Here is a 25,889-nt window from a genome sequence, read left to right on the forward strand (position 1 = left end):
GCGTTTGCATGAGAGGCTAGGAAAAAATCACGGGGGAGTGAGCATGGGGATTTCACGCAGGTTCTTCGTCTCGGGCGCGGCCTTGGCCTTGGCGGGCTGCGGTGGCGGGCCGGGCGGCAAACAGGCCACGCTGATGCGTCCGGCCGTGTTGTCCGCCTCGAACTACCGGGCGAGCGGCATCCCCGCGCGCTTCGGCGATACCGATCCGCATGACTGGGAAGGTCTGGCGCCGGCCCGGTTGCCGGTCCACGGGATCGACGCGGCGCGCTATCAGGGCGAGATCGACTGGCGCCGAGCGCGCGCAGCTGGCGTGTCCTTCGCGTGGCTCAAGGCGACCGAGGGCGGCGATCACTCCGATCCCGGTTTCCACATCAACGCGACCCGCGCGCGGGCAGCGGGCGTGCCGGTGGGGGCGTATCACTTCTATTATTTCTGCCGTTCCCCCGAAGAGCAGGCGGATTGGTATATCCGCAACGTGCCGCGCCGGCGGGGGGATCTGCCGCCTGTGCTGGATATCGAGTGGAACCATACCTCGCGCACCTGCCAGCGCCGCCCCGCGGCCCACGTCACCCGCGCCGAGATGCACCGCTTCCTCGCTGCTTTGACGCGTCATTACGGCACGAAACCGGTCATCTACACGACGATCGACTTCTGGCGCGACAACGACCTGTCGCGTTTCTCGGGCTACGAGATGTGGCTGCGCTCGGTCACCGCGCACCCGATGGAGCGCTACCCCGGCGCCGATTGGAGCTTCTGGCAATATAGCGGCACGGGCGTGGTGCCCGGCGTGCCCGGAACGGTGGACATGAACGCTTTCGCGGGGTCTCCGGGCGCGTGGCAAAGCTGGCTCGCCCGGCGGGCGCAGCGGGCGTGACGGGGGCACCTCGCGGGCAGCGGGGATGAAAAAGGGCGACTTGGAGCCGCCCTTGTCATGAGTATAAGCCGTCCGACCGGTCAGGCAGCAGAGTTGCCTTGTCCAGGCAGATAGCGCAAAAGGTCGCGCTGCTCGAATGTCGCGCCTTTGTTCGGACCGAAGGTGAATTTCGCGCCGATGGAGATGAAGTCCGAAGCCCCGCCATAGCCCATGTCGAGGTGGCCGACAGTGCCGTTCAGCGTGAAGGCGTCGTTCACACGGTAATCCATCCCGAATGACACGCGGTTGGTGTTGAGGTACGAGACGTTGAAGTTGTCGAGGCTCGCGTTGAACTCGATCCGGTCATTGAGCGTGTAGCGCCCGGAGACGCCGTAGAGATCGCCTTTCGCGCCCAGATCCTTGACGCGCGTGAAGTAGGCTTCGCCCCAGAAGGCCCCGATGCCGTGGCCCACTTCAATACCGTGGTAATTCGTATTCTCGCCGTCCAACGTGTCGCGCCCGAAGAAGACCCCGAGAGCGGTCGCTTCGTTCGGGTGATAGATCGTGTGCAGCGCGACATTGTTGGTATCCATGTCGAAACCGGCGCCGTTCCCGTAATTCGCATAGGCGAGATCACCCTGCACCGAGAAAGTCGGGCCGAAGCCGATCTCCGCGGAGCCTGTGACCGAACGCTTGGCGAACGTGTCATAGAAATCGTTGTTCACAAGATCGGAATAGCCCAGCTCGATCGAGCCGCCTTTCAGATCCGCCGAGTTCGAGACGGTCGGCGCGAGCGCGAGCAATGCTGCCGCGAGAAGAGAGACTTTCATGATGTGTCCTGGCTGATCAGAGCGATGGTTCGACACTCATAGTCAGGACGCGAATGTGAACAATATCCGGAATGTGAAAAATGAATGTCCTCCGAAGCTTGTGCTTCGGAGGACACATATCTTTCTGAACTGGCGCGGTCGCTTACTGTAGCGAGCGGACGTGGACTTCGCCCTCTTTGCGGCTCTTGATCGCTGCGACGGCGGCGATCGAAGCGGCGGCGGTGGTGAAGTAGGGAATCTTGTCATAGAGCGCGACCGCGCGGATGTCGCGGCTGTCCGAGATCGCCTGACTGCCATCGGTGGTGTTGAAGACGAGGTCGATCTCGTCGTTCTTCAGCCGGTCGACGATGTTCGGGCGGCCCTCATAGACCTTCAGCACCTTCTCGCTTTCCACGCCATGCTCGGCGAGCCAAGCGGCGGTGCCGCCGGTCGCGACGATGGTGAAGCCCATCGAGATCAGCGTGGCGGCGGCCTCGGCCAGATCGTCGGTCTTGTTGGAATCCTTGATCGAGAAGAACACGCGACCGCTTTCAGGCAGCACGGTGCCCGCGCCGAGCTGGGCTTTCCAGAAGGCCGACGGGAAGTCGCGATCCCAGCCCATCACCTCGCCGGTCGAGCGCATTTCCGGGCCGAGAAGCGTGTCGACACCCGGGAAGCGGGCAAAGGGCAGCACGGCTTCCTTGACCGAGAACCACGGCGTTTGCGGATCGGCCAGCGTCAGCGGATCGGCGAAGGGCAGCGGCGTGTCGGGGCCGACGCCTTCGGGGTAGGGCGGGCGCGCCGGGAACGCCGACAGCTTCTCGCCCGCCATCAGGCGCGCCGCGATCGACGCGATTGCCGAGTCGGTGGCTTTCGCGACGAAGGGCACGGTGCGCGAGGCGCGCGGGTTCACTTCGAGCACATAGATCTCGCCGTCCTTGATCGCGAATTGCACGTTCATCAGGCCGACCACGTTGAGGCCCTTGGCCATCTTCTCGGTCTGCACCTTCAGCTCGGCCACGATCTCGGGGCTCAGCGAGTAGGGCGGCAGCGAGCAGGCGGAGTCGCCCGAGTGGACGCCGGCTTCCTCGATATGCTGCATGATGCCCGCAACATGGACGCTTTCGCCGTCGCAGAGCGCATCGACGTCCACCTCGATGGCGCCCGCCAGATAGCTGTCGAGCAGCACCGGGTTGTCGCCCGAGACCACCACCGCCTCTTTGATGTAGCGCTTGAGGTGGTCGAGGTCGCGCACGATTTCCATCGCGCGGCCGCCCAGAACATAGGAGGGACGGATCACCAGCGGATAGCCGACGCGGCCCGCGATCTCGAAGGCCTGCTCGTCGGAGCTGGCAATGCCGTTGACCGGTTGCTTCAGGCCCAGCCGGTTGAGCAGGTCCTGGAACCGCTCGCGGTCCTCGGCAAGGTCGATCGCGTCGGGCGTGGTGCCGAGGATCGGGATGCCTTCGGCCTCCAGCGCGTTTGCGAGTTTAAGGGGCGTCTGGCCGCCGAATTGCACGATCACGCCGTGCAGCGTGCCGTTGTCACGCTCCACCCGCAGGATTTCGAGGACGTGCTCCAGCGTGAGCGGCTCGAAATACAGGCGATCCGAGGTGTCGTAGTCGGTCGATACGGTCTCGGGGTTACAGTTGACCATGATGGTCTCGTAACCCGCGTCGGTCAGCGCGAAACAGGCGTGGCAGCAGCAATAGTCGAACTCGATCCCCTGGCCGATCCGGTTCGGACCGCCACCGAGGATGACCACTTTCTTGCGGTCGGAGGGACGCGCCTCGCATTCGACCTCGCCCATCGCGGGGGCCTCGTAGGTCGAGTACATGTAGGGCGTCTGCGCCTCGAATTCGGCGGCGCAGGTGTCGATGCGCTTGAAGACCGCGGTGACGCCAAGGTTGCGGCGGGCGCGGCGGACCTGCGCTTCGTCGCGGCCAGTCAGCTTGGCGAGACGCGCGTCCGTGAAGCCCATCATCTTGAGATTGCGAAGACCCTTTTCGTCGAGCGGCAGGCCCTTCTTGCGAATCTCGTTCTCGGCCTCGACGATTTCGCGGATGCGGGCGAGGAACCACGGATCGAACGCGGTCGCGTGCTGGATTTCCTCATTGCTCAACCCGTGGCGCATCGCCTGCGCGATCAGGCGCATCCGGTCGGGCGTCTGCTGCGAGATCGCCTTGATGACGGCGGCCTTCTCCGGCGCGCCGTCGATCTCGATCTCGTCGAAGCCGCTGAGGCCCGTCTCCATCGAGGCGAGCGCCTTCTGCACGGATTCGTGGAAGGTCCGGCCGATCGCCATCGCCTCACCCACCGATTTCATCGCCGTCGTCAGCTCCGGCTTGGAGCCTGCGAATTTCTCGAAGGCGAAGCGCGGGATCTTGGTGACGACATAGTCGATGGTCGGCTCGAAGCTGGCGGGCGTGACCTTGGTGATGTCGTTGTCGAGCTCGTCCAGCGTGTAGCCCACGGCGAGTTTCGCCGCGATCTTGGCGATCGGGAAGCCGGTGGCCTTGGAGGCTAGCGCCGAGGAGCGCGATACGCGCGGGTTCATCTCGATCACGACCATGCGGCCATCTTCGGGGTTGATCGCCCATTGCACGTTCGATCCGCCGGTCTCGACGCCGATCTCGCGCAGCACGGCGATCGAGCCGTTGCGCATGATCTGGTATTCCTTGTCGGTCAGCGTCAGCGCGGGCGCCACGGTGATCGAGTCACCGGTATGGACGCCCATCGGGTCGACGTTCTCGATGGCGCAGACGATGATGGCGTTGTCGGCGCGGTCGCGTACGACCTCCATCTCGAATTCTTTCCAGCCCAGCAGCGACTCGTCGACGAGGATCTGGGAGACGGGAGAGGCGTCGAGGCCCGAGCGGCAAATGCGCTCGTAGTCTTCGCGGTTATAGGCCACGCCGCCGCCGGTGCCGCCCAGCGTGAAGGCGGGGCGGATGATCGCGGGCAGGCCGATATGCTCCAGCTCGACCAGCGCCTGACGCACACCCTCGTTGACGTCATAGGTGCCGTTCTCACGCTTGGGCGAGGATACGATGGTCGCTTTCGGGTTCTCTAGGCCGATCCGGTCCATCGCCTCGCGGAAAAGCTTCCGGTCTTCGGCCATCTCGATCGCGTCACGGTTCGCACCGATCAGCTCGACGCCGAATTTCTCCAGCACGCCCATATCGGCGAGAGCAAGCGCCGTGTTGAGGCCGGTCTGCCCGCCCATCGTCGGCAGCACCGCGTCGGGGCGCTCGGCCTCGATGATCTTGGCCACGACTTCCGGCGTGATCGGTTCGATATAGGTGGCGTCGGCCAGACCCGGATCGGTCATGATCGTCGCGGGGTTGGAGTTGACGAGGATGACGCGGTAGCCTTCTTCGCGGAGGGCTTTGCAGGCCTGGGCACCCGAATAGTCGAACTCGCAGGCTTGCCCGATCACAATGGGCCCGGCGCCGATAATGAGGATTGACGTGATGTCTGTTCTCTTCGGCATGGGAATCCCCTCTGGTCGCTGCGCAAATTGAGGCGCTTTATACGCAAAGGGTCAGGCGTCGCAAGAGGGTCAGGACGCGATAGCCGGGTTGCGGGATGACGCGAAGGCGCGGGCCCAACCCCGCCAAGGCCGCGCGCGGGGAGGGCGCGACCCGATTTCGGCCCGGTGAGGGGATACCCGCCTATTCGGCAGCCAGCCTGTGTTCCTGTTCGTCGTCGTCCCGATAGAGGTAATCGCGGGTCAGCGGCACGTCGCCGACCTCATGGGCCAGCTGGTACTGGAACACGACCTGTCCGCCATGGCGGAAGGCCATCTCCGAGGCCACGAGGTAGAAGCGCCACATCCGGCAGAACCGCTCGTCATAGAGTGCGACCGCCTTGTCGATATTCGCCTCGAACCGATCGCACCAATGGCGCAGCGTTTCCGCGTAATGCAGCCGCCACACTTCGAGATCGGTGGTGATGAGCCCTTCGTGTTCGACCGCGTTCGACGCTTCGGACATGGCGGGGCAATAGCCGCCGGGGAAGATGTATTTGGTGATGAAATCGGCCGTCGCGCCGCCGGGGCCTGAACGTCCGATGAAATGGATCAGCGAGATACCACCCGGTTTCAGCAACTCGCGGACCTTCGCGAAATATTCCCGGTAATGAGGCACGCCGACATGCTCGAACATGCCGACCGAGACGATGCGGTCGAACTTGTCGGTCACGTCGCGATAGTCTGTCAGACGGATGTCGATCTTGTCTTCGAGCCCGGCCTCCTTCACCCGCTTGCGGGCCAGCGCGTGCTGTTCGGTCGAGAGCGTCACGCCCACCACTTTCGCGCCGAAATCGCGCGCCAGCGTCATCGCCATGCCGCCCCAACCGCAGCCGATGTCAAGAATGGTCATCCCCGGTTCGATCAGCAGCTTCTTGGCGATATGGCGTTTTTTGGCCTCCTGCGCCTCCTCCAGCGTCATGTCGGGACGCTCGAAATAGGCGCAGCTATATTGCCGATCCTCGTCGAGAAAGAGATCGTAAAGTTCGCCCGAAAGGTCATAGTGATGCGCCACGTTGGTGCGGGCCTTGTTGACCGGATTGAACTGCGCGAAACGGCGACCGAAAAAGCGGCTCGCCTCGCGCGGCTTCTCGAACCATGGCATGCCCGAGCCGGTCTGGTTGCGGATTGCGAGCGCGAGAAATCCGCGCAGGTCGTCATCGGCAATCGTATAGTCGCCGTTCATGTAGCCTTCGCCGACACCGAGGTCGGGCCGCAGCACGATCTTCTTCGTCAGTTCCGGGTTGCTCATGGTAACGCGGACCGGATTCCCGGTGCCGTCGCCATAGCGTATGAGGGTTTCGTCAGGATAGACGAGTTCGAGTGTGCCCCTGCGGATCAGGTGGCGCAACATACGGTCGAGAAGCGAGTCCCAAGCTCTCATGCGGTCTCTCCGGATCGTGCCGGGGCTGGCAGGCTCCAGCGTGTGTCTTCACGACGGTAACCTTTGTGAAATTACCAAAGTTCCCGTTCTCACTGAAGTTAACCGAAAATTTACTCTTTTTCGAGCCACGCGCGCGTGATCGGCTCGAGACGTGCCTGTGTTCCTCCGCACAGCTTGACTTTTGCGCTCTCAACGGGTGTATCGGCGCGACTATACGCAATTCTCGATCCGGGAGCCTCCCATGCATGCCTTTCGCAGCCATACCTGCGCCGATCTGAGCGCCGCCAACGCCGGTGAGACCGTCCGCCTTGCGGGCTGGGTCCATCGCGTGCGCGATCACGGAGGCGTGCTCTTCATCGATTTGCGCGACCATTACGGGATGACGCAGGTTCTGTGCGACGGCGACAGTCCGGCGTTCAAGACGATGGAGAAAGTGCGCTCGGAATGGGTGATCCGCATCGACGGCACCGTGAAACTGCGCGACGAGAGCCTGATCAACCCGAAGATTCCGACCGGCGAGATCGAGGTCTATGTTCGCGACATCGAAATCCTGGGTGAGGCCGAGGAACTGCCGCTGCCGGTCTTCGGCGAGCTGGAATATCCCGAAGAGACCCGTCTGTCCTATCGCTTTCTCGACCTGCGCCGCGAGAGCCTGCATGACAAGATGATCCTGCGCTCGAATGTCGTGAAATCCATGCGCAAACGCATGTGGGACGCCGATTTCAACGAGTTCCAGACGCCGATCATCACCGCCTCCTCGCCCGAAGGCGCGCGCGACTTCCTCGTGCCCTCGCGTCTGCACCCGGGCAAGTTCTACGCGCTGCCGCAGGCGCCGCAGCAGTTCAAGCAGCTGATCATGGTCGGCGGCTTCGACAAGTATTTCCAGATCGCACCGTGCTTCCGTGACGAAGACCCGCGCGCCGACCGTTCGCCCACCGACTTCTACCAGTTGGACGTCGAGATGAGCTTCGTCGAGCAGGAAGACATCTTCAACGTGATGCAGCCGGTGATCCAGGGCGTGTTCGAGGAATTCGGCGACGACCGCACCGTCGATCCGAACTGGCCCCGCATCCCCTATGCCGAGGCGATGCTGAAATACGGCTCGGACAAGCCCGACCTGCGCAACCCGATCGAGATGCAGGTGGTCTCGGATCACTTCCGCGACTCGGGCTTCGCGATCTTCGCCAAGCTGCTGGAGCAGGACGGCACCGAGATCCGCGCGATCCCGGCCCCCACGGGCGGTTCGCGCAAGTTCTGCGACCGGATGAACAAATTCGCGCAGGAGCAGGGCCTGCCGGGAATGGGCTACATCTTCTGGCGCAAGGGAGAGGATGGCTCGCTCGAAGGCGCAGGCCCGCTGGCGAAGAACATCGGCCCCGAGCGGACCGAGGCGATCCGCGCGCAGCTGGGTCTGGGCGAAGGCGATGCGGCCTTCTTCCTCGGCGGCGCGCCGTCGAGTTTCGAGGGCGTCGCCGGTCGTGCGCGCAACGTAATCGGCGAAGAGCTGGGCCTGACCGACAAGACCAAGTTCAAGTTCGCCTGGGTCGTCGACTTCCCGATGTACGAGGAAGACGACGAGGGCAAGATCGACTTCTCGCACAACCCGTTCTCGATGCCGCAGGGCGGGATGGAAGCGCTGGAAGGCGACCCGCTGCAGGTCAAAGGCTACCAGTATGACCTCGCCTGCAACGGTTACGAGATCCTTTCCGGCGCAATCCGGAACCACAAGCTCGAGACGATGTACAAGGCGTTCGAGATCGCGGGCTACCCGGCCTCCGAGGTCGAGAAGCGCTTCGGCGGTATGGTCAAGGCGTTCAAATACGGCGCCCCGCCGCACGGTGGTTGCGCCGCCGGCATCGACCGGATCGTGATGATCCTCGCCGATACCGCAAATATCCGCGAAGTCATCATGTTCCCGATGAACCAGCGCGCAGAAGACCTGATGATGGGCGCGCCGTCGGAGCCGATGAACGAACAGCTGCGCGAGCTGCGCCTGCGGGTTCTTCCTCAAGAAGACTGATCCCGGCGCTATCGTCCGAATCTAAAGGCCCCGCTCGGGATCGAGCGGGGCCTTTTTCTATTCGCGTCGGAGGAAAGATGCAGCCGCAGCGGAATGTTTTGCGGCAGGTGCCGTGCCAGCCTCAGGTGGAAGCCCGATCAGCCTTCAGGGTCGTCGTTCCGCTTCTCGTCGACCAGCTTCATCTCCTTTTTCTTACGCGCGACGAATTTCTCGCCGTAATCCTCTATTTCGCTGTCGTCGATCACTTCCTTGGCGCGGCCGAAGATTTCGTCCTCTTCCTCGTCCATGTGGTGGTTGTAATCATGCTCCAGCTTGTGGAACTTGTTGAGCCAACCGGGGCTCGCCATGTCCATTTCGTTGAGCTCTTCGAGCAGATCGTCGAGCTCGGCATGTTCCTCGACCGAGTGGCGCGCGGAATCCTGGCCCCAGGTCTTGGTCATTAGCTTGGAATAGAAGGTCTCTTCCTCGGCGGCTGCGTGGGACTTGATGTCGTAATAGAACTCTTTCCACGCTTCGGTGCGCGCGGCGCTGTCGCCGGACGTATCGGCGATCTTCTTCATCAGGGCGCGGTGGTTTTCGTGATCTTGCTTGATGGCGTCGTAGATCGAGCTCATCTGGCGGTCCTCCGGTTGCTTCAACTCGTTTTGGCAACGCGAAGTCTTGCGGGCGGTTCCTCGACCGCGTCAGAATGCCCCGGCCGCCGCGATCCGCTCGTCGAGCAATTCCGTGACCCGGGTCATGTCGTCGCGCGATGGGCCGCCGCGGCGGCCGAGCCTTTGCGCCGCGTCTCCAAGTGCCGCGTCATGCGCCGAGCGGGCGACGCTCGACAGGAAATGCGCCGCATAGGGCAGGGCGGGGAGCGGCATGCCCGCCCCGACCGCGTGCAGGAGGTTCGATAGGCGTTGCAGGTCGTCACGCAGCGCGAGCGGGTCCGGTTCGACCACGAGATCGGCGAGCGGGCGCCACCCGAGCGGGCGCATCTCTTCGGGAAGGGCGGAGAGGATCGTGGCCTGAAATAGCGCAAGGCTCTCGATCGGTTTGTCGAGGAACCCGTTCGCCCCCGCGGCAAGAGCGGCCTCCTTCAGCGCGGTATCGCCCGAGGTGCCGAGGATCACCGGATGCGGGCCGCGCAACCCTCGGATTTCGGCGATGAGATCGCCGCCTGATCCGTCGGGCAGGCCCATATCCACGATCGCGATCGAAGGGCGGTAGGTCTTGAGGTGGCGGTCCGCCGAGGCGAGGCAATCGGCGCGACGGATTCGTGCGCCCGAGCGCAGACACAGGAGACGCACCGCTTCGGAGGCGAAGCGGCTGTCCTCCACCAACAGCACCGTCAGTCCGGTCAGCGGACGCTCCGGCGTCGGAGTGCGGGTCGGGTTCGGTATCGTGTCGCTCATGGCGGCCCCCAGTCGATATGGAAATCGTCGGATTCTCGAGATTCGGCAGGTCCTCTCCAGTAAGGGGCAAAGTGCCTAACACCGTGTTAACGCGAACAGGGGCATCCAGGCTTGCGCGAACCGATACGCCCCGCTACCCCTTGATCCATATCACCGGAGGAGACCCAGATGATCGGACGCCTGAACCATGTCGCCATTGCCGTGCCTGACCTCGAGGCGGCCTCGGCCAAGTATCGCGACACGCTGGGTGCCAATGTTGGCGCGCCGCAGGACGAGCCCGATCACGGCGTCACGGTCGTCTTCATCGAACTGCCCAACACCAAGATCGAACTGCTCTACCCGCTGGGCGAGGACAGTCCGATCAACGGCTTTCTGGAAAAGAACCCCGCGGGCGGCATCCATCACATGTGTTTCGAGGTGGAGGACATCCTCGAGGCCCGCGACAAGCTCAAGGCGGACGGCGCGCGGGTTCTGGGCAGCGGTGAGCCGAAGATCGGTGCGCATGGCAAGCCCGTGCTGTTCCTGCACCCGAAAGATTTCAACGGCTGCCTGATCGAACTGGAGCAGGTCTGATGAGTCTCACGGGCGGCATCATTCTCTTCGCGGTGATCTGGTTCATGATCTTCTTCATGGTCCTGCCGGTTCGTCTGAAAACGCAAGGCGATGTGGACGAGGTCGTGCCGGGCACTCCCGCAGGCGCACCGCACGAGGCGCATCTGGGCGCGAAGGTGAAGATCACCACCGTTGTCACCATCGTGCTATGGGCGGTCATCGCAGCAGTGCTGCTGTCGGGGATCATCACTTTGGAAGATATCGACTTCTTCGGGCAGTTGCGCCGCTGACCGCGCCGGGAACCGCATCTGATCAGCCGGGTTGGGGGGCTGAAAGGAGCCTCCCATGACACCAAACTGGTTTACCGTTCTGAGCTGGTTATCGCTTGCTGTAGGCGTGCTCTCGTTCATCTATCTTCTCGTGCAGGTGCGTCGAAACCCGCCTCACATGGCCATCATGGCGTGGGTCTGGCCGATTTGCGGGCTGTTTGGCGGACCACTAGTAATCTGGTTGCACAGTCGCTTTCCGGGCCATGGTAATGCGCCCTTCCCGGTCTCGGTCGCGAAGGGGACACTGCATTGCGGCGCGGGCTGCACCTTGGGTGACATTCTGGCCGAGAACCTCGCGCTCGCCGTTCCAGTGATTCTGGTCGCGTTCGGCTGGCCGGATTTCTGGGGGCACAAGATCTTTGCGGTCTGGGGGCTCGATTACGTCTTCGCCCTCGCGATCGGGATCGTGTTCCAGTACTTCTCGATCGCCCCGATGCGCGGGCTCGGGCTTGGCGAGGGACTCAAGGAGGCGGCGAAGGCCGATGTGGCTTCGCTCACCTCGTGGCAGATCGGCATGTACGGTATGATGGCGATCTTCCATTTCGCCGTGTTCAAAGGGCTCTGGGGCGCGGAGATCAACGCCGCCGACCCGGAATTCTGGTTCGCCATGCAGATCGCGATGATGGCCGGTTTCGTGACCGCCTACCCGGTGAACTGGCTGCTGATCCGCAAGGGCATCAAGGAAGAGATGTGAGCGGCGCCTCGGCGCCGCCCCTTATCCACGGCGACCGGTGATCGCGTGGAAGAGGTGGGTGAAGCCTGCGGCTCCCAGCACCGGCACGAACAGGTTCACCAGCGGGATCGACAGCGGCACCGCCATCAGCGCGCCCGCGGCCCAGATCGTGACCTTGTTGCGTTCGTAAAGTTCGAGCGCCGCCTCGCGTTCCATCCGCCGGAAAGCTGCCATCTGGAAGTATTCACGCCCCAGAAGGTAGCCATTGAGCCCGAAGAACATCAGCGGCGCAAGCGGGATCACGAAGGGGTAGATCATCAGCGCGATGATGTTGGCCGCAAGGATCACGCCGAAGAAGCGTACGGTGTCGCGCATCCCTTCCGCGAAGGTGAGTTTGCGCACCGGCGGCAGCGTCGGGTAGTGGACGTCCTCCACCATCTCCGCCACGTCTTCGAGGAAGAAACCGGTGAAGGCGGAGGCCACGGGCACCATCAGGAAAACCGACGCAAAGAGGATCACCCCCGCCGAGACGATCGACAGCGCGGTGTCGATATGGCCGATCTCGCCGATGAAGGGCAGCGAAAAGCTGTCGGGGATCAGCCAGCCGATCAGCATCACCATCGCGACATAGATCGCGACCAGAAGGCCCAGCGATAGCGCCACGCCGAAGCCCACGACTTTCATCGCGCCAGGCCGCAGCAAGTCGGTCCAGGCTTTCAGATAGCTTGAAATGATCATTCCGAAATCCGCGTGGTGATCGCGTCGAGGTCGGGACGGGGGCGTTCGGGCGGCGTCACGCCTTCGGTACCCAAGTGGATGAAGCCCGCGACGCTTTCGCCGTCCTTGAGGCCCAGCATCTCGCGCCCGAAGGCCTCGTCATGCGCGGCCCAGCCGGTCAGCCAGTTCGCGCCCCAGCCCGCAGCGAGTGCCGCGTTCAGAAGCGAGAGGCAAACCGCGCCCGCCGAATAGAGTTGCTCGACCTGCGGAACCTTCTCGCTCTGCTTGGGCGAGGACACTACCGCGACGCAAAGTTGGCTGTCATGGAACTGCTTGCCGGCCTTCGCGATCTTCTCATCGGGAAGGCCCTGTGCTTTCGCGCGCGCCTCGGCTTCGGCACCCAGCCGCTGCGCGGCCTCGCGCGTGATGGTGATGAAGCGCCACGGCTCCAGCTTGCCGTGATCGGGAGTGCGCGCCGCGGCCGTCAAGATCTCGCGCAGCGCTGCCTCGTCGGGGGCAGGAGCCTTGAGGGTTTTCGCCGGGCGCGACCGGCGGGTCAGAAGGAAAGCTATCGCCGCGTCATTGCGCTCGGCCGGGTTCACTTCGGGCAGTTCAGTCATGAAAATCTCCGTCTGTTGCGCCAGATATCGGGCGCTCGGCATGTGATTGCAACCGCAGCATGGGCAACTGTCTTGTATGCGATCGTGCAGCGCCTATGCTGCGCGACGATGACGGATCTCAGCCACCTCGCAATTCCTGGCAACGAAATCGCCCTGCGCGTGACGCCAAAAGCGTCGCGCAACGAGATACGGGTCGGGGAAGAGGGGCTTCGGGCCTATGTCACGGTCGTTCCGGAGAACGGCAAGGCCAATGCGGCGGTCGTCAAATTGCTGGCAAAGGCGCTAGGTGTGGCGAAGTCGCGGCTGACGCTGATCCGGGGCGAGACCGCGCGCGACAAGGTGTTCCGTCTCGATTGAGCGGGCGCGCGGGGCCGGGCAGGCCCCTCAGCCGTCCTCGGCGGTGCTGTCGGTCTGCTTCAGGCGATAGACGCCTTCGGGCAGGTTGAGCGCCGCCGCCAGCTCCCGCAGCTGGGCATGGCTGAAGGTGATCGTCTGCACCTGTTCGGTCTGCTCGTCGAGCTGTTCAACCACCACGCAATCCTCGAAAGAGCTGATCGTGATGTCTTCCTGCAAATAATCGCGCGGATCCGCCCCTTCGTCTACAAGGGTGATCACGGTCGCGTCGAATTCGTGTTCGATGGTAAACATGACTCATGCTAGCGCGGCTTGCCGATCCGAAAAAGCGAAATCACGCCGCCGCTTGCGGGAGAGTACGTGGAGGACACTAGGCGGCTGCGGGCCAAGTCGTTAAGCTGGGACAAATCCTGTCTCTGGGGTGTTTTCCCGTCGATGCCTTCCGCCCGTTTCCTTCTCGTGACCCTCTCGCTCGCCGCGACGCTGCTGTCGGGCTGCGTGCCGACCATGGCGCCGATGCAGCCCGTCCCGGAGAGCGAGCTCTCGCCCGAAGCCAAGAAGCGTGCCGAGGTGGCGGTGACGCGGCTGGTCGATGTCGGCGAGCGCATGGAGCCGCAGATCGAGTCGGAATGTCGCAAGCGCACGCGGAACCTCAATTGCGACTACCTTTTCGTGGTCGATGACCGGCTCGATCTCGACGCGAACGCCTTCCAGACCATGGATCGTTCGGGTCGTCCGGTGATCGGGGTGACACTCGCGATGATCGCCGAGGTGCGCAATGCCGACGAGCTGGCCTTCGTGATCGGCCACGAGGCCGCGCATCACATCGCGGGCCATATCGCGGCGCGCGAACGCGATGCGGCGGTGGGGGCGGCTTATCTGGGGCGTGCGGTGCAGGCACAGGGCGCCGATCCGCTCACGATCCAGCGCGCGCGGCGCATCGGGGCCGAAATCGGCTCGCGGCTCTATTCCAAGGATTACGAGCTTGAGGCCGACCGGCTCGGTACGATCATCACCTGGGATGCGGGCTACGACCCGCTTAAGGGTGCGCAGTTCTTCCTGCGGTTGCCGGACCCGGGCGACAAGATGCTGGGTTCTCACCCGCCCAACCAGCTGCGCTTCGACGTGGTGCGAAATACCGTTGCCCAACTGCGCGCGGGCAAGATCCCGGCGGGCAGCTGAGGAACCCGCCCAAGGTCTGCGGGCTTGAGATTTGAGAGAGAGGCCGCCGGGAAAGGCGGGTCCGGGACGCGGGAACAGGGGACGGGGACGAAGAACCTATGACAATCTTTTCGCGACTGCGCTGGCGGCTGAGGGTTGTCCTGCGCGAGATCTGGGTGCGGGTGACGGCCTTCGGCGTGCTGGGGATCGCGACCGCGCTGGGATCGGCGGGCTTCGGCTACCTTGTACCCGCGGATATCGGCTACAAGATGGGCGCGGGCTCGGTGGAGCCGATCCTGAAGATCATCGCCACCGCGATGCTGACCGTCACGACGTTTTCGCTGCAGATCATGATCACCGCGTTCAGCTCGGCCCAGACCGGAGCCACGCCGCGCGCGATCAAGCTGATGCAGACCGACCGCGTGACCCAGAACGTGCTGGCGAGCTTCATCGGCTCTTTCGTCTTTTCGCTGGTCGGGATCATCGCGCTCGAGACGGATGTCTATGACGACTCCGGGCGATTCATCCTGCTGGTCGTCACGCTCGGCGTGGTGGCGATGGTGGTGATATCGCTGTTGCGCTGGGTGCAGCATCTGAGCGAGTTCGGACGGCTCGGCGATGTGATCAGCCGGGTCGAGGACGCTGCGAGCACGGCGCTGAAAGCGCGCTGCGAGCGGCCGTGGCTCGGCGGCAAGGAATGGGAAGACCCGCCCCCCGGGGTCTTCGGGATCACGTCGACGCGGACCGGCCATGTGCAGCATGTCGACATGGGGGCGCTGCAAAAGGTGGCCGAGACGCATGACTGCCACATCTGGCTTTGCGGACGGACTGGCGAATTCGTCCACGGCGCATCCGATCTGGTGCGATGCGACGCGCTGCCGGGCGACGCCGAGACCCGCGAGGCGATCGAGGAGGCCGCGCGCGACGCCTTCACCATCGATCACGCGCGCGATTTCGACCAGGATCCGCAATTCGGCCTGATCGCGCTGGCCGAGATTGCCTCGCGCGCGCTTTCGCCGGCGATCAACGACCCCGGAACCGGTATCGATATTCTCGGGCGTCTGGTGCGGGTGCTGGCCGATTGGCATCCACCGAAGAGCCCCGATTGCGTCTTCGACCGCGTCTATGTGCGCGCGGTGACGCCCGAGCAGTATACCGAGGACGCGTTCGCCGCGATCGCGCGCGACGGAGCCGGGCATCTGGAGGTCGCGCTGCGCCAGCAGGAGGTGCTGGAAGCTCTGGCCGAGATGCATCCCGCTCATTTCGGCCGTCCCGCCGCCCATCAGGCGCTGCGCGCAGCCGCCCATTCGCAATCCGCGATGACCTTGAGGCGCGACCGCGCGGTTATCGCGGAGGAAGCGCAGGCGCTGGCCGCGCGCTTTGCTCCCGATCTGGACTGTGACGTCGGCCATGACCTCGACAGCGACAGAGCGGAACGCGACGCTTGATCTGAATCATATCGAAATCACGGCCCCTGCGGCAGAGTCGGCCCATCACCGGGATGACTGTTTCAAGGGAGGCTGCCATGATCGCTGCCAAGCACCTCAATCGCCATGCGTCGATGATGAACCGCATGGCCCAGCAGATGGGCGGCGATCTCAGCATGGAGATGGCCGCCGGGCGGCTCAGCGGCGAAGCATGGAAAGACGCGCTGATCCGCTGCACCAAGTGCCGCGAAGCCGGGGCCTGCCTGCTCTGGCTGGCCGAGCACGATCCGCAAATGAACCCCGCGAAAGCACCTCCCGCCTATTGCGAAAACCGCCTGATGATGACGCAGCTGCGCGCGACCATTGGGGCTGAACCCGAAGGAGTGGAATGATGGGAATGCAAAGCGATGTCGATCTGAACTTCTGGGTGACGCGCGGCATGGCGCGGCGTCTCGGAGTGAACATTTCCGAAGCGATGCGTGACGGCTTTCTCACACAAGCTGACTTTGCCGAGATGATCACAACCTGTGCGACCTGCGGGCGCACCGAATTCTGCCTCGCTGTTCTGGCCGAGAAAGGTGAGGGGCCGCAGGCCATCCCGACGGATTGCCCGAATTACGACGTCCTGACGTCTCTGCGCGCTCTCCAGTGAAAGGGTACGTCGTTCGCGCGCGTCGCTTTCGCCTTTCCCTCGCCTGCCTTTGGTTATCTGATGGGACGGCAGCAGGCTGAAAGGGAGCGCGCGCATGGCACGGATTTACGAGGATAACTCGTTCAGCATCGGAAACACGCCGCTGGTGCGGCTCAATCGCATGACGGAGGGCGCGGGCGCGACCGTTCTGGCCAAGATCGAAGGGCGCAACCCGGCGTGGTCGGTGAAGTGTCGCGTTGGGGCGAACATGATCTGGGACGCGGAGGAGCGCGGCGTGCTCGGCCCCGGCAAGGAGATCGTCGAGCCGACCTCGGGCAACACGGGGATCGCGCTGGCCTTCGTCGCCGCGTCGCGCGGTATCCCGATCACGCTGACCATGCCCGACACGATGAGCATCGAGCGGCGCAAGCTCCTGCTGGCCTATGGCGCGAAGCTGGTGCTCACCGAAGGCGCGCAGGGCATGAAGGGGGCGATCGCCAAGGCCGAGGAGATCGCGGCCTCCGATCCCGACCGCTACGTGTTGCTGCAGCAGTTCAACAACCCCGCGAACCCCGAGATTCACGAGAAGACCACGGGTCCGGAGATCTTCGAGGATACCGATGGTGTGGTCGATATCTTCGTCGCGGGCGTCGGCACGGGCGGCACGATCACTGGTGTCTCGCGTTATCTGAAAAAGGAAAAGGGTCTGCCGCTGATCTCGGTCGCGGTCGAGCCCGAGGCGAGCCCGGTTCTGACGCAGGCCCGCGCAGGCGAGGCGCTGCACCCCGGTCCTCACAAGATCCAGGGCATCGGCGCAGGCTTCGTGCCAAAGGTGCTCGACATGGATCTCGTGGACCGGATCGAGCAGGTCAGCAATGATGAGGCTATCGAGACCGCCCGGCGGCTGGCGCGCGAAGAGGGCATATTGGCAGGGATCTCCTGCGGCGCGGCGGCTGCGGCAGCCCTGCGTCTTGCGCGCGAACCGGAGAATGCGGGCAAGACCATCGTCGTCGTGCTGCCGGATTCGGGCGAGCGTTACCTGTCTTCGGCGCTGTTCGAAGGGATGTTCGACGAGGCCTGAGTGGTGGTCTTTGCCGCCTCCAGCAATGCTGCCACCAGCTTCTGCGGGCGGTAGTTCAGGTCCGACGGCGTCAGCCCCATCCGCACCACGACCATATCGGCCGAGGGGATCACGGTGACAGTCTGCCCGTCATGCCCCTCGAGCCAATAGGTGTCGGCGGGCAGGCCGAACCGCGCGTCGTCGCCCGCTTTCTGCTGATCGCTCGGCCCGGCGAGCCAGATCATGCCCTGTGCATAGACCCCGTCGGTCGGCGCGGGCGCATGCATCCGCTTTACGAACGCGGCGGACAGCAATTGCCGCCCCTCCCATTGGCCGTCCTGAAGCAGGAACTGTCCGAAACGCGCCCAGTCCCGCGCGGTCGCGTAGAGGTAGGAGCTGCCGACGAAGGTTCCGGAGGCGTCGGTCTCGAGCGTGGCCGAGTTCATCCCGAGCGGACCGAACAGCTTGCGGCGCGGCCAAGCGAGTGCGGTGGAGGTGTCGCCCACCGCGTTTTGCCAGATGCGCGACAGCAGGACTGCGGTGCCGCTGGAATAGCTGAAATGCGTGCCGGGCGGATGATCGAGCGGCTGCGACGCTGCGAACTTCGCCATGTCCGGCTCGAGGTAGAGCATCCGCGTCACGTCCGAGACGTCACCGTAATCCTCGTTGAAATGCAGCCCGCTCGACATCGACATCAGCTGCGCGACAGTGATCTTCGCCCGGTCGTCGCCCTGCCATTCGGGCAGTAGATCGCTTTGATCCATCCGCAGCTTGCCCGCCTCGATCGCGGTGCCGACAAGGGCGGCGGTGACGGTCTTCGTCATCGACCAGCCCAGAAGCGGTGTCTTCGCATCGAAGCCATCGCCGTAGCGCTCGGCCACGAGATGACCGTCCTTGATCACCACCACCGCCCGCAGCCCCGGCCCGGTCAGCGCATCGTTTTGCAAGACATCGGCGAAGCGGCCTTGTCCCGTCAGTTCGGTCTTCGATCCCGCGGGCCAGAGGGCGACGCTCTTGCTCGGTCCCGGCGCGGGCGGGGCGGCCTGTTCGCGGGCGTCGGCCAGATCGCCGTCGGGGAAGGTCGCGCAACCGAGGCCCATGCGTTGCTCCGCTGTCGTGGGCGCGATGATCCCGGCGAAAGCCGCCCAGACGCGGCCCGCCCGACGATCGGGGCTGACCCAGAAGGCGCGCAGCAGCGGATTGCCTGGCGCCTGCACATCGGTTTCGAGAACCTCGTCGGGGTCGCGGTCCTGCAGGACCAGCGCCGAGCAGGTAATCTTCGCGCTATAGCCCGCGCCGACGCGTAGCAGTTCCGGAGGCACGATGATCGCGTAAATCACAGCCGCCATGACAAGCAGGCCAATCCCGCCGAGCACCGCTTTCCATCCGCGCATCCTGTCCTCCGCTCCCGTGCGCTTGGATCAAGTCACGCGCCCGTTTTTTACTCGCGCGTTAGTTTTGGCAAACGGCGCGGGCTTGCCAAGAGGGCGAGTGCTTTCTCGACGTAAGGTCACCCTGTTGTGAGTTGCGAGGTCGGCGGTCATGGAAGCGACGTCAGAAGTGCCCGCAGCTTCTCTGCTGCGGCGCTTAGCGTCGGTTCGTCGAAACCCGTGTACCCAAGCAGGACGCCTTGCGGCGGGTCGGGCAGGCGTGCGTGCGACGACAGAGCGCGCAGGGTAAGACCGGCCGCCTTCGCGCGCTCGGATATCGCGCGGTCGCCGGCGGGCACGAGCGCCGGACCGAGACCCGCGCAGAGATGCATTCCCGACGGATCGGGCTGGAGCCGGAGATGCTCCTCGAGCCCTGTCAGCGCGTTCATGAGGTGGCGCTGCCGCTTCGCGTAATGGCGCCGCATCCGCCGTAGATGGGTCGCGAATTCGCCGCTCGCCATGAAGCTCGCCAGCGCCGGTTGCGGTACCATCGAAACCCGCGGCCCCGTCGCGTCGATCGCCGCCCGCATCGGCCCGACAAGCCGCTCGGGCAGCACGATATAGCCGATCCGCAGCGCCGGGCTGAGCAGTTTCGAGAAGCTGCCCATGTAGATCACGCGCTGCAGCCCGTCGAGCCCCGCCAGCGCGGGCAGGGGCTGGCCGCGATAACGGAATTCGCTGTCATAATCATCCTCGACGATCAGCGCATCATGGGCACGCGCCCAGTCAAGAAGCGTCAGCCTGCGCGTGAGCGGCATCGCCGCCCCGGTCGGGAAATGGCGCGAGGGGGTGATGATGACGGCGCGGGTGCCGGTCGGCAGATGTACCGGGTCCAGCCCTTCGGCGTCGATCCGCACCGGGTGCTCGTTGAGGCCGCTGGAGGCCAGCACATGGCCCATCGTCGCCCAGCCGGGATCCTCGGTCGCGATCGACGCCCCGGGGGCGATCGCACTACGCGCGATCAGGTCGAACCCGTCCCATGCGCCGCCGGTAATCACCACTTGTTCCGGTGCGCAATCGAGGCCGCGCCACGCCGCGAGGTGGTCGCGGATCGCCAGCCGCAGCGGCGGCCAGCCGAACGGGTCGGGCCGGTCCAGAAGGGTGGGATCGGGGGTGCGCCACGCGCGCTCGAGGTGGCGCGCCCAAAGCCTGTGCGGGAACAGCGCCTGATCGGGCAGGCCGGGCTGGAAGGGCAGCCAAGCTGGCGGAGACGCCCCTTGCGCGGCCCTTGATGCTTTTCGCGGGGTAGGAGGAACGAGATGGGGCAGATCCTCGGCGACATAGGTGCCGCCGCCGGGGCGGGTGCTCAGGTAGCCCTCGGCGATCAGCTGATCATAGGCGGTGGTCACTGTCATGCGCGAGACCGACAGCTCCTCGGCCAATGCGCGGCTTGGCGGCAGGCGCTCTCCGGCTGCGGCGGGATCGGCGCGCAGCATCTCGCGCAGGACATGGGTCAGTTGCGCATGCAGCGGTAGACCGGAGTTTCGATCCAGCGAGAGACCAAACAGGGCGGTGTTTAAATTGGACTGCTGCATTTTTGCGAAACTGGACATGTTTTCCGATCCAGTAGGCCGCTATCGCTGAGGGCACAAGTCAGACATGAGGCAGACCATGACCGAGACCCTCCCTGTAACCGAGCGTTCCCGCCTTCGCCGCCTGCATGAGCGCGGTCATTTCGATCGCGACAGCATCAACACGATCCTCGACGCGCAGCCGATGTGCCATGTGGGCTATGTCCGGGACGGCAAGCCCTACGTGACGCCGACGATGCAATGGCGCGAAGGCGATCACGTCTATTGGCATGGCTCTTCCGCGAGCCGCGCGCTGCGCAGTCAAAAGGAGACAGAGGTCTGTCTGACGGTCTCGATCCTCGATGGTTTGGTTCTGGCGCGCTCTGGCATGCATCATTCGCTGAACACGCGCTCGGTCATGCTCTTTGGTGTTGCGTTCAAGGTGGAGGACCCGGCGGAGAAGCTGCAAAAGCTCGGAAATTTCGTGAACCATCTCTATCCGGGCCGCTACGAGACGCTGCGCCCAGACCACGAACAGGATCTGAAGGCGACGACCGTGCTGGGGATGGAGATCACCGAGGGCGCCGCGAAGATCCGCACCGGCGGGCCGAGTGACGACGAGGAGGATTACGCGCTGCCGATCTGGGCCGGGGTGATCCCGCTCCGTATGGAGGTGGGCGACCCGATCCCCGATCCGCGCAATCTCGACGGTGTCGAGATGCCCGCGCATGTGCGTGATTTTTGCTATGGCGGTTGATTGGCCTGCGCGATCTGGTCCAGCTCTCTCAGGCGCATCTCGTAGAAGTAGGTGAGGCAGTCGATCAGGCTGCGAACGATGATCCGGACCGAGTTGAACCATTTCAATGATTTGGCAAATCTAACGGATTCGGGAAAGCGCCGCGAGGAAAGCTGATCGTAATCGGGTGTTTCGCGCGACTGTCGGTTTTTGTTCGGTTTCGATCGAATCGCGCAAAAATGCGCTTCACAAGGTCGTGATCTAGCGTCGTGCAAAACTTCGAGGAATCTCGAAAAAGCTTAGCAGGAAAGGGCTGAGAAGCCGCCGTACCGCGCTGGATCGCGCGACCGAGAGGCAAAGCGAAACCGAAATCACTCTCTTGTTTTGTTCCTGTTACATCCGCACACTACGCCGCGTAGCGCGGAGGCTTCGCACGGGGCCTCAGATCCATCCAACAATGAATCCCGCTACATATGGGAGGAAGACATGAAGAATTTTGCACTCGGTGCGGCGCTTGCGTCGGCCTCGCTCATTGCGCCCTTCACGGCCAATGCAGCAACGGAAATCCAGTTCTGGCACGCCTTTACCGGCCGTCTCGGCGAGCTCGTCGATCAGCAGGTGAAGGACTTCAATGCCAGCCAGGACCAGTATGAGGTCGTGGCGACCAACAAGGGCAACTACTCGGAAACGCTGAACGCCGGGATCGCCGCGTTCCGCGCCGGGGAACAGCCCGACATCCTGATGGTGTTCGAGGTCGGCACGGCGACGATGATGGCCGCCAAGGGCGCGATCAAGCCGGTCTACCAAGTGATGGAAGACGCCGGCGTGGACTTCAATCCCGACGATTACATCGGCGCGGTGAAGGGCTACTACACCACCACCGACGGCAAGATGCTGTCGCTGCCCTTCAACTCCTCGACGCCGGTTCTCTGGGTTAACCGCGACATGCTCGACAAGGCAGGCGTCGCCAAGGATGCGCCGCTGACTACCTGGGAAGATGTCGGCAAGGTGCTCGACCAGCTGAAGGAAGCGGGCGTCGATTGCCCGATGACCACCGCCTGGCAGAGCTGGATCCAGCTCGAGAACCTCTCGGCCTATCACAACGTGCCCTTCGCGAGCCAGGAGAACGGCTTCGCCGGTCTCGACGCGAAGCTGGAGTTCAACGGCCCCGTTCAGGTCAAGCACATCCAGACGCTGGGTGACTGGGCCAAGAAGGGCGAGTTCGTCTACAAGGGCCGCCGCAACGAAGGCGGTGCCGATTTCCGTGCCGGCACCTGCGCGCTCTTCACCGAGAGCTCGGCCGGTTACGCGGGCATCAAGTCCGAAGCCAAGTTCAACTTCGAAGTGCACCCGCTGCCCTATTGGGGTGACGTCGACGGTGCGCCGCAGAACACCATCATCGGGGGCGCCTCGCTCTGGGTCATGGCTGGCAAGGATGACGACCACTACAAGGGCGTCGCTGAATTCCTGAACTACCTCTCGTCGCCGGAAGTGCAGGCGAAGTGGCATCAGGATACCGGCTACCTGCCGATCACCAAGGCCGCGGCCGAGCTGACCCGTGAGCAGGGCTTCTACGAGAAGAACCCCGGCACTGACGTGGCCGTGAAGCAGATGACCGCGAATGCGCCGACCGAGAATTCGAAGGGCATCCGCCTGGGCAACTTCGACCAGATCCGCGGCATCATCGACGAGGAACTGGAGGCTGTCTGGGCCGGTGACAAGACCGCGCAAGACGCGCTCGACAACGCGGTGGAGCGTGGCAACCAGCTGCTGCGCCGCTTCGAGCAAGCCAACCGCTAACCCAAATCCAGCCGCGGGCGGGGAGAACCCTGCCCGCGGCTATTTCTATTCTAAGGCCCCGATCCCGATATGGAAAAACGCGTAACCTTCAAGGGCTGGCTCTTGCCGATGCTGCTGCTCGCGCCGCAGTTGATCATCTCGGCCGTGTTCTTCTTCTACCCGGCGGGCGAGGCGGTGTGGCAATCGCTGTTCATCCCCGATCCGTTCGGCCTGTCGATGCAATATGTGGGCCTCGGCAATTTCGAATACCTGTTCAACGACCCCTATTATCGCGCGTCTTTTGTGACGACGGCGGTGTTCTCGACCCTTGTGACACTGGTCTCGATGATCCCGGCGCTGTTCCTCGCGGTGCTGGCGGATCGGCTGGTGAAAGGGGCGGGAACTTACCGCACGCTTCTGATCTGGCCCTACGCGGTCGCGCCCGCAGTGGCCGGTGTGCTGTGGCTCTTCATGTTCAACACGCGGATCGGTGTGGTCGCCTTCTATCTCAACCAGATGGGTTATGACTGGAACCATGTGCTCAACGAGAACGAGGCGATGGGCCTCGTCGTCGTGGCGTCGGCCTGGGGCCGCATCAGCTACAACTTCCTGTTCTATTTCGCGGCGTTGCAAGCGGTGCCGAAATCGGTGATCGAGGCGGCGGCGATCGACGGGGCGCGGTTCTGGCGGCGCTTCTTCACGATCGTGCTGCCGCTCCTGTCGCCCACGACCTTCTTTCTGCTGGTCGTCAATATCGTCTACGCCTTCTTCGAGACCTTCGGCGTGATCCACACGATCACCTCCGGCGGGCCGCAACAGGCGACCACGATCCTGGTCTACAAGGTCTACGCCGATGGCTTCGTGGGTCAGGATCTCGGAAGCTCTGCCGCGCAATCCGTGGTGCTGCTGGTGGTCGTGGGCTTCCTGACGGTGCTGCAATTCAAATTCGTCGAGAAGCGGGTGCATTACTGATGGCTGACATGCACAACGAACCGCCCCCGGGCATGGTGGAAAAACGCGGCTCCGGCCTGTGGCTGACCCATGTGCTGATGATCGCGGGCGTACTGGTGATCTTCTTCCCGATCTGGCTGGCCTTCGTGGCCTCGACCCATACCCAGCAGGAGATCGCGCAGGCGCCGATGCCGGTGATGCCGGGCTCGCACCTGATCGAGAACTACTCGGATGCGCTGTTCTCCGGGGTGAATGTGCCGGTCGCGACGATGCTGGTGAACTCGCTGGTGATGGCGCTGGGGATCGCGCTCGGAAAGATCGCGATCTCGCTCCTGTCGGCCTTCGCGATCGTCTATTTCCGCTTTCCGGGACGGCGCTTCTTCTTCTGGATGATCTTCATCACGCTGATGCTGCCGGTCGAGGTGCGAATCGTGCCGACCTACGAGGTGGTCGCGGGCTTCGGGATGCTCAACAGCTATTCCGGCCTGATCCTGCCTCTGATCGCGTCAGCGACGGCGACCTTCCTGTTCCGGCAGTTCTTCCTGACGGTGCCGGACGAGCTGGCAGAGGCCGCCCGAGTCGATGGCGCGCGTCCGATGCGCTTCTTCTTCGATATCCTGCTGCCGATGAGCCGCACGAATATCGCTGCGCTCTTCGTGATCCTCTTCATCTACGGCTGGAACCAGTATCTCTGGCCGCTCCTCATCACCACAAATCCCGAGATGAACACGATCGTCATGGGGCTCAAGCAGATGTTCCCGTCGGGCGACGATATCGCCGACTGGCCGGTCATCATGGCGACCTCCATCCTCGCGATGATCCCGCCGGTGATCGTGGTGATCTCGATGCAGAAACTCTTCATTCGCGGCCTCGTGGACAGCGAGAAATAAGGGCAGACAATGGCGACCGTTGAACTCGAAAATATCAAGAAACGTTTCGGCAAGACCGAGGTGCTGCACGGGGTCTCGATCGACATCCAGGACGGCGAATTCATCGTCATCGTCGGTCCCTCCGGCTGCGGGAAATCGACGCTGTTGCGCATGGTCGCGGGGCTGGAGAGTATCTCAGAGGGTGAGATTCGCATCGGCGAGGCCCGCGTGAACGAGCGCGAGCCGATGGATCGCGATATCGCGATGGTGTTCCAGAACTACGCGCTCTACCCGCATATGTCGGTGCGCCAGAACATGGGCTACGGGCTGAAGATCGCGGGCATGTCGAAGTCCGAGATCAAGCGCCGCGTCGATGAGGCCGCGAAGCTGTTGCAGCTGTCGGACTATCTCGAGCGAAAGCCGCGCGAACTGTCCGGCGGGCAGCGTCAGCGGGTCGCGATGGGCCGCGCCATCGTGCGCGAGCCGTCGGTCTTCCTGTTCGACGAACCGCTGTCCAACCTCGATGCCAAGCTGCGGGTGCAGATGCGCGTCGAAATCCGCGAGCTGCAGCGCAAGCTCGGCGTGACCGCGCTTTACGTGACCCACGATCAGGTCGAGGCGATGACCATGGCCGACCGGATGATCGTGATGAACGGCGGCGTGGCCGAGCAGATCGGCACCCCGCTCGAAGTCTATGAGCGCCCCGTGACCATCTTCGCGGCGCAGTTCATCGGCAGCCCGTCGATGAACGTCATCGATGCCGAGGTGCGCGGAGGGCGGGTGATGCTGGGCCATGTGACGCTCGGGCCGACCGATCTGCCCGATCGCCCCGTCAGCCTCGGGATTCGGCCCGAACACCTGCATCCCGATGACAATGGCCCGCTGACGCTGAATGTTACCCTGTCCGAACCGCTAGGGGCGAATACGCTTCTGCACGGAACGCTGGAAGGGCGCGGCGAGCCGATGACCGCAGCGCTGCCGGGCGTGCATATGGAGAAGCAGGCGGTGGGGCAGGTGCGGCTGTCGGTGAACGCCGAAGACCTGCATCTCTTCGATCCGAAAACCGGCAAGCGCCTGAACTGATCGGAGAGGCGGCC

Annotated in this window: 26 protein-coding genes; 16 read left to right on the plus strand and 10 right to left on the minus strand. The window is 63.8% G+C overall.

The features are described from left to right. The first annotated feature begins 133 nt into the window (after window positions 1-133). Entirely contained in the window at window positions 134-874 is a 741-nt protein-coding gene (locus B6V74_RS07110; protein ID WP_088719769.1) for a GH25 family lysozyme, read from the plus strand. Between the two features lie 80 nt (window positions 875-954). On the opposite strand, the gene B6V74_RS07115 is transcribed toward B6V74_RS07110, so the two are convergent. From B6V74_RS07115 to B6V74_RS07125, 3 genes are all read right to left on the minus strand, one after another. Next, window positions 955-1,683 (minus strand): hypothetical protein, encoded by a 729-nt coding sequence (locus B6V74_RS07115; protein WP_088722384.1) that lies wholly within the window; start codon window positions 1,681-1,683, stop codon window positions 955-957. A 142-nt stretch (window positions 1,684-1,825) separates the two neighbouring features. Next, window positions 1,826-5,155: a carbamoyl-phosphate synthase large subunit gene (gene carB / locus B6V74_RS07120; protein ID WP_075774121.1), complete on the minus strand. Its 3,330-nt coding sequence runs from the start codon at window positions 5,153-5,155 to the stop codon at window positions 1,826-1,828. Window positions 5,156-5,336: 181 nt separating this feature from the next. Further along, window positions 5,337-6,575 carry a cyclopropane-fatty-acyl-phospholipid synthase family protein gene (locus B6V74_RS07125; protein WP_075774122.1) on the minus strand — a complete coding sequence of 413 codons (1,239 nt, stop codon included), beginning with the start codon at window positions 6,573-6,575 and terminating at the stop codon, window positions 5,337-5,339. Window positions 6,576-6,816: 241 nt separating this feature from the next. Here B6V74_RS07125 and aspS point away from each other — a divergent pair, with 241 nt between their 5' ends. Next, on the plus strand, window positions 6,817-8,595 hold the full coding sequence (aspS, locus tag B6V74_RS07130; protein ID WP_075774123.1) for an aspartate--tRNA ligase: 1,779 nt from the start codon (window positions 6,817-6,819) through the stop codon (window positions 8,593-8,595). Between the two features lie 137 nt (window positions 8,596-8,732). On the opposite strand, the gene B6V74_RS07135 is transcribed toward aspS, so the two are convergent. Both B6V74_RS07135 and B6V74_RS07140 read right to left on the minus strand, forming a co-directional pair. Then, complete coding sequence (locus B6V74_RS07135) at window positions 8,733-9,209, minus strand: hemerythrin domain-containing protein (RefSeq protein ID WP_075774124.1); 477 nt, start codon at window positions 9,207-9,209, stop codon at window positions 8,733-8,735. Window positions 9,210-9,278: 69 nt separating this feature from the next. Continuing rightward, window positions 9,279-9,992, minus strand: coding sequence for a response regulator (locus B6V74_RS07140; protein ID WP_088722385.1), 714 nt, complete (start codon window positions 9,990-9,992; stop codon window positions 9,279-9,281). A gap of 168 nt (window positions 9,993-10,160) precedes the next feature. On the opposite strand from B6V74_RS07140, the gene mce reads away from it, so the two are divergent. From mce to B6V74_RS07155, 3 genes are read left to right on the plus strand one after another with little or no spacing between them, the layout of a single operon-like run. Further along, window positions 10,161-10,565 carry a methylmalonyl-CoA epimerase gene (gene mce / locus B6V74_RS07145; protein ID WP_075774126.1) on the plus strand — a complete coding sequence of 135 codons (405 nt, stop codon included), beginning with the start codon at window positions 10,161-10,163 and terminating at the stop codon, window positions 10,563-10,565. After that, window positions 10,565-10,834, plus strand: a complete 270-nt coding sequence (locus tag B6V74_RS07150; RefSeq protein ID WP_075774127.1) for a DUF1467 family protein — start codon at window positions 10,565-10,567, stop codon at window positions 10,832-10,834. The genes mce and B6V74_RS07150 overlap by 1 nt, the downstream gene beginning before the upstream one ends. Before the next feature lie 55 nt (window positions 10,835-10,889). Then, window positions 10,890-11,567: a DUF4396 domain-containing protein gene (locus B6V74_RS07155; RefSeq protein WP_075774128.1), complete on the plus strand. Its 678-nt coding sequence runs from the start codon at window positions 10,890-10,892 to the stop codon at window positions 11,565-11,567. Window positions 11,568-11,588: 21 nt separating this feature from the next. On the opposite strand, the gene B6V74_RS07160 is transcribed toward B6V74_RS07155, so the two are convergent. Next, window positions 11,589-12,284, minus strand: coding sequence for an EI24 domain-containing protein (locus B6V74_RS07160; RefSeq protein WP_088719645.1), 696 nt, complete (start codon window positions 12,282-12,284; stop codon window positions 11,589-11,591). Further along, window positions 12,281-12,883 (minus strand): nitroreductase, encoded by a 603-nt coding sequence (locus tag B6V74_RS07165; protein WP_088722386.1) that lies wholly within the window; start codon window positions 12,881-12,883, stop codon window positions 12,281-12,283. Before B6V74_RS07165 ends, B6V74_RS07160 begins: the two co-directional genes overlap by 4 nt. A 108-nt stretch (window positions 12,884-12,991) precedes the next feature. Between B6V74_RS07165 and B6V74_RS07170 the strand changes: the two genes are divergently transcribed. Next, a complete protein-coding gene (locus B6V74_RS07170) occupies window positions 12,992-13,240 on the plus strand; it encodes a DUF167 domain-containing protein (RefSeq protein WP_075774333.1) in 249 nt (82 codons plus the stop codon). Between the two features lie 27 nt (window positions 13,241-13,267). Here B6V74_RS07170 and B6V74_RS07175 read toward each other — a convergent pair whose 3' ends face one another. After that, the gene (locus B6V74_RS07175) at window positions 13,268-13,531 is read right to left on the minus strand and encodes a hypothetical protein (RefSeq protein WP_088719646.1); all 264 of its coding nucleotides are present in this window, start codon (window positions 13,529-13,531) and stop codon (window positions 13,268-13,270) included. Window positions 13,532-13,597: 66 nt separating this feature from the next. Here B6V74_RS07175 and B6V74_RS07180 point away from each other — a divergent pair, with 66 nt between their 5' ends. From B6V74_RS07180 to cysK, 5 genes are all read left to right on the plus strand, one after another. Next, complete coding sequence (locus B6V74_RS07180; RefSeq protein ID WP_233242985.1) at window positions 13,598-14,419, plus strand: M48 family metallopeptidase; 822 nt, start codon at window positions 13,598-13,600, stop codon at window positions 14,417-14,419. A 98-nt stretch (window positions 14,420-14,517) separates the two neighbouring features. Beyond that, window positions 14,518-15,846 carry a DUF2254 domain-containing protein gene (locus B6V74_RS07185; RefSeq protein WP_088722387.1) on the plus strand — a complete coding sequence of 443 codons (1,329 nt, stop codon included), beginning with the start codon at window positions 14,518-14,520 and terminating at the stop codon, window positions 15,844-15,846. 77 nt (window positions 15,847-15,923) lie between these two features. Next, complete coding sequence (locus B6V74_RS07190) at window positions 15,924-16,217, plus strand: DUF6455 family protein (RefSeq protein ID WP_088722388.1); 294 nt, start codon at window positions 15,924-15,926, stop codon at window positions 16,215-16,217. Next, window positions 16,217-16,477 carry a DUF6455 family protein gene (locus tag B6V74_RS07195; protein ID WP_088719648.1) on the plus strand — a complete coding sequence of 87 codons (261 nt, stop codon included), beginning with the start codon at window positions 16,217-16,219 and terminating at the stop codon, window positions 16,475-16,477. The genes B6V74_RS07190 and B6V74_RS07195 overlap by 1 nt, the downstream gene beginning before the upstream one ends. Before the next feature lie 94 nt (window positions 16,478-16,571). Next, on the plus strand, window positions 16,572-17,537 hold the full coding sequence (gene cysK / locus B6V74_RS07200) for a cysteine synthase A (RefSeq protein WP_075774136.1): 966 nt from the start codon (window positions 16,572-16,574) through the stop codon (window positions 17,535-17,537). Here cysK and B6V74_RS07205 read toward each other — a convergent pair. Both B6V74_RS07205 and B6V74_RS07210 read right to left on the minus strand, forming a co-directional pair. Next, window positions 17,492-18,910: a serine hydrolase gene (locus tag B6V74_RS07205; RefSeq protein WP_088722389.1), complete on the minus strand. Its 1,419-nt coding sequence runs from the start codon at window positions 18,908-18,910 to the stop codon at window positions 17,492-17,494. The genes cysK and B6V74_RS07205 overlap by 46 nt on opposite strands. A 146-nt stretch (window positions 18,911-19,056) precedes the next feature. Further along, a complete protein-coding gene (locus tag B6V74_RS07210) occupies window positions 19,057-20,499 on the minus strand; it encodes a PLP-dependent aminotransferase family protein (RefSeq protein WP_088722390.1) in 1,443 nt (480 codons plus the stop codon). Between the two features lie 58 nt (window positions 20,500-20,557). On the opposite strand from B6V74_RS07210, the gene B6V74_RS07215 reads away from it, so the two are divergent. From B6V74_RS07215 to ugpC, 5 genes are all read left to right on the plus strand, one after another. Further along, window positions 20,558-21,214: a pyridoxamine 5'-phosphate oxidase family protein gene (locus tag B6V74_RS07215; RefSeq protein WP_206185187.1), complete on the plus strand. Its 657-nt coding sequence runs from the start codon at window positions 20,558-20,560 to the stop codon at window positions 21,212-21,214. A gap of 465 nt (window positions 21,215-21,679) precedes the next feature. Next, window positions 21,680-22,993, plus strand: coding sequence for a sn-glycerol-3-phosphate ABC transporter substrate-binding protein UgpB (ugpB, locus tag B6V74_RS07220; RefSeq protein ID WP_075774142.1), 1,314 nt, complete (start codon window positions 21,680-21,682; stop codon window positions 22,991-22,993). Between the two features lie 69 nt (window positions 22,994-23,062). Further along, entirely contained in the window at window positions 23,063-23,944 is an 882-nt protein-coding gene (gene ugpA / locus B6V74_RS07225; protein ID WP_088719653.1) for a sn-glycerol-3-phosphate ABC transporter permease UgpA, read from the plus strand. 32 nt (window positions 23,945-23,976) lie between these two features. Then, entirely contained in the window at window positions 23,977-24,813 is an 837-nt protein-coding gene (gene ugpE / locus B6V74_RS07230) for a sn-glycerol-3-phosphate ABC transporter permease UgpE (protein WP_075774334.1), read from the plus strand. Window positions 24,814-24,822: 9 nt separating this feature from the next. Beyond that, entirely contained in the window at window positions 24,823-25,875 is a 1,053-nt protein-coding gene (gene ugpC, locus B6V74_RS07235) for a sn-glycerol-3-phosphate ABC transporter ATP-binding protein UgpC (protein ID WP_075774144.1), read from the plus strand. Window positions 25,876-25,889 lie beyond the last annotated feature (14 nt).

It is taken from the genome of Thioclava sp. F42-5 (genome assembly GCF_002213195.1).
Lineage (GTDB): Bacteria > Pseudomonadota > Alphaproteobacteria > Rhodobacterales > Rhodobacteraceae > Thioclava > Thioclava nitratireducens.

Bases quoted from the DNA above. Each gene is read 5' to 3' on its own strand.
- B6V74_RS07110 (WP_088719769.1), top strand. From the start codon at position 134: ATGCGTCCGGCCGTGTTGTCCGCCTCGAACTACCGGGCGAGCGGCATC.
- B6V74_RS07115 (WP_088722384.1), bottom strand. From the start codon at position 1,683: ATGAAAGTCTCTCTTCTCGCGGCAGCATTGCTCGCGCTCGCGCCGACC.
- carB (WP_075774121.1), bottom strand. From the start codon at position 5,155: ATGCCGAAGAGAACAGACATCACGTCAATCCTCATTATCGGCGCCGGG.
- B6V74_RS07125 (WP_075774122.1), bottom strand. From the start codon at position 6,575: ATGAGAGCTTGGGACTCGCTTCTCGACCGTATGTTGCGCCACCTGATC.
- aspS (WP_075774123.1), top strand. From the start codon at position 6,817: ATGCATGCCTTTCGCAGCCATACCTGCGCCGATCTGAGCGCCGCCAAC.
- B6V74_RS07135 (WP_075774124.1), bottom strand. From the start codon at position 9,209: ATGAGCTCGATCTACGACGCCATCAAGCAAGATCACGAAAACCACCGC.
- B6V74_RS07140 (WP_088722385.1), bottom strand. From the start codon at position 9,992: ATGAGCGACACGATACCGAACCCGACCCGCACTCCGACGCCGGAGCGT.
- mce (WP_075774126.1), top strand. From the start codon at position 10,161: ATGATCGGACGCCTGAACCATGTCGCCATTGCCGTGCCTGACCTCGAG.
- B6V74_RS07150 (WP_075774127.1), top strand. From the start codon at position 10,565: ATGAGTCTCACGGGCGGCATCATTCTCTTCGCGGTGATCTGGTTCATG.
- B6V74_RS07155 (WP_075774128.1), top strand. From the start codon at position 10,890: ATGACACCAAACTGGTTTACCGTTCTGAGCTGGTTATCGCTTGCTGTA.
- B6V74_RS07160 (WP_088719645.1), bottom strand. From the start codon at position 12,284: ATGATCATTTCAAGCTATCTGAAAGCCTGGACCGACTTGCTGCGGCCT.
- B6V74_RS07165 (WP_088722386.1), bottom strand. From the start codon at position 12,883: ATGACTGAACTGCCCGAAGTGAACCCGGCCGAGCGCAATGACGCGGCG.
- B6V74_RS07170 (WP_075774333.1), top strand. From the start codon at position 12,992: ATGACGGATCTCAGCCACCTCGCAATTCCTGGCAACGAAATCGCCCTG.
- B6V74_RS07175 (WP_088719646.1), bottom strand. From the start codon at position 13,531: ATGTTTACCATCGAACACGAATTCGACGCGACCGTGATCACCCTTGTA.
- B6V74_RS07185 (WP_088722387.1), top strand. From the start codon at position 14,518: ATGACAATCTTTTCGCGACTGCGCTGGCGGCTGAGGGTTGTCCTGCGC.
- B6V74_RS07190 (WP_088722388.1), top strand. From the start codon at position 15,924: ATGATCGCTGCCAAGCACCTCAATCGCCATGCGTCGATGATGAACCGC.
- B6V74_RS07195 (WP_088719648.1), top strand. From the start codon at position 16,217: ATGGGAATGCAAAGCGATGTCGATCTGAACTTCTGGGTGACGCGCGGC.
- cysK (WP_075774136.1), top strand. From the start codon at position 16,572: ATGGCACGGATTTACGAGGATAACTCGTTCAGCATCGGAAACACGCCG.
- B6V74_RS07205 (WP_088722389.1), bottom strand. From the start codon at position 18,910: ATGCGCGGATGGAAAGCGGTGCTCGGCGGGATTGGCCTGCTTGTCATG.
- B6V74_RS07210 (WP_088722390.1), bottom strand. From the start codon at position 20,499: ATGTCCAGTTTCGCAAAAATGCAGCAGTCCAATTTAAACACCGCCCTG.
- B6V74_RS07215 (WP_206185187.1), top strand. From the start codon at position 20,558: ATGACCGAGACCCTCCCTGTAACCGAGCGTTCCCGCCTTCGCCGCCTG.
- ugpB (WP_075774142.1), top strand. From the start codon at position 21,680: ATGAAGAATTTTGCACTCGGTGCGGCGCTTGCGTCGGCCTCGCTCATT.
- ugpA (WP_088719653.1), top strand. From the start codon at position 23,063: ATGGAAAAACGCGTAACCTTCAAGGGCTGGCTCTTGCCGATGCTGCTG.
- ugpE (WP_075774334.1), top strand. From the start codon at position 23,977: ATGGTGGAAAAACGCGGCTCCGGCCTGTGGCTGACCCATGTGCTGATG.
- ugpC (WP_075774144.1), top strand. From the start codon at position 24,823: ATGGCGACCGTTGAACTCGAAAATATCAAGAAACGTTTCGGCAAGACC.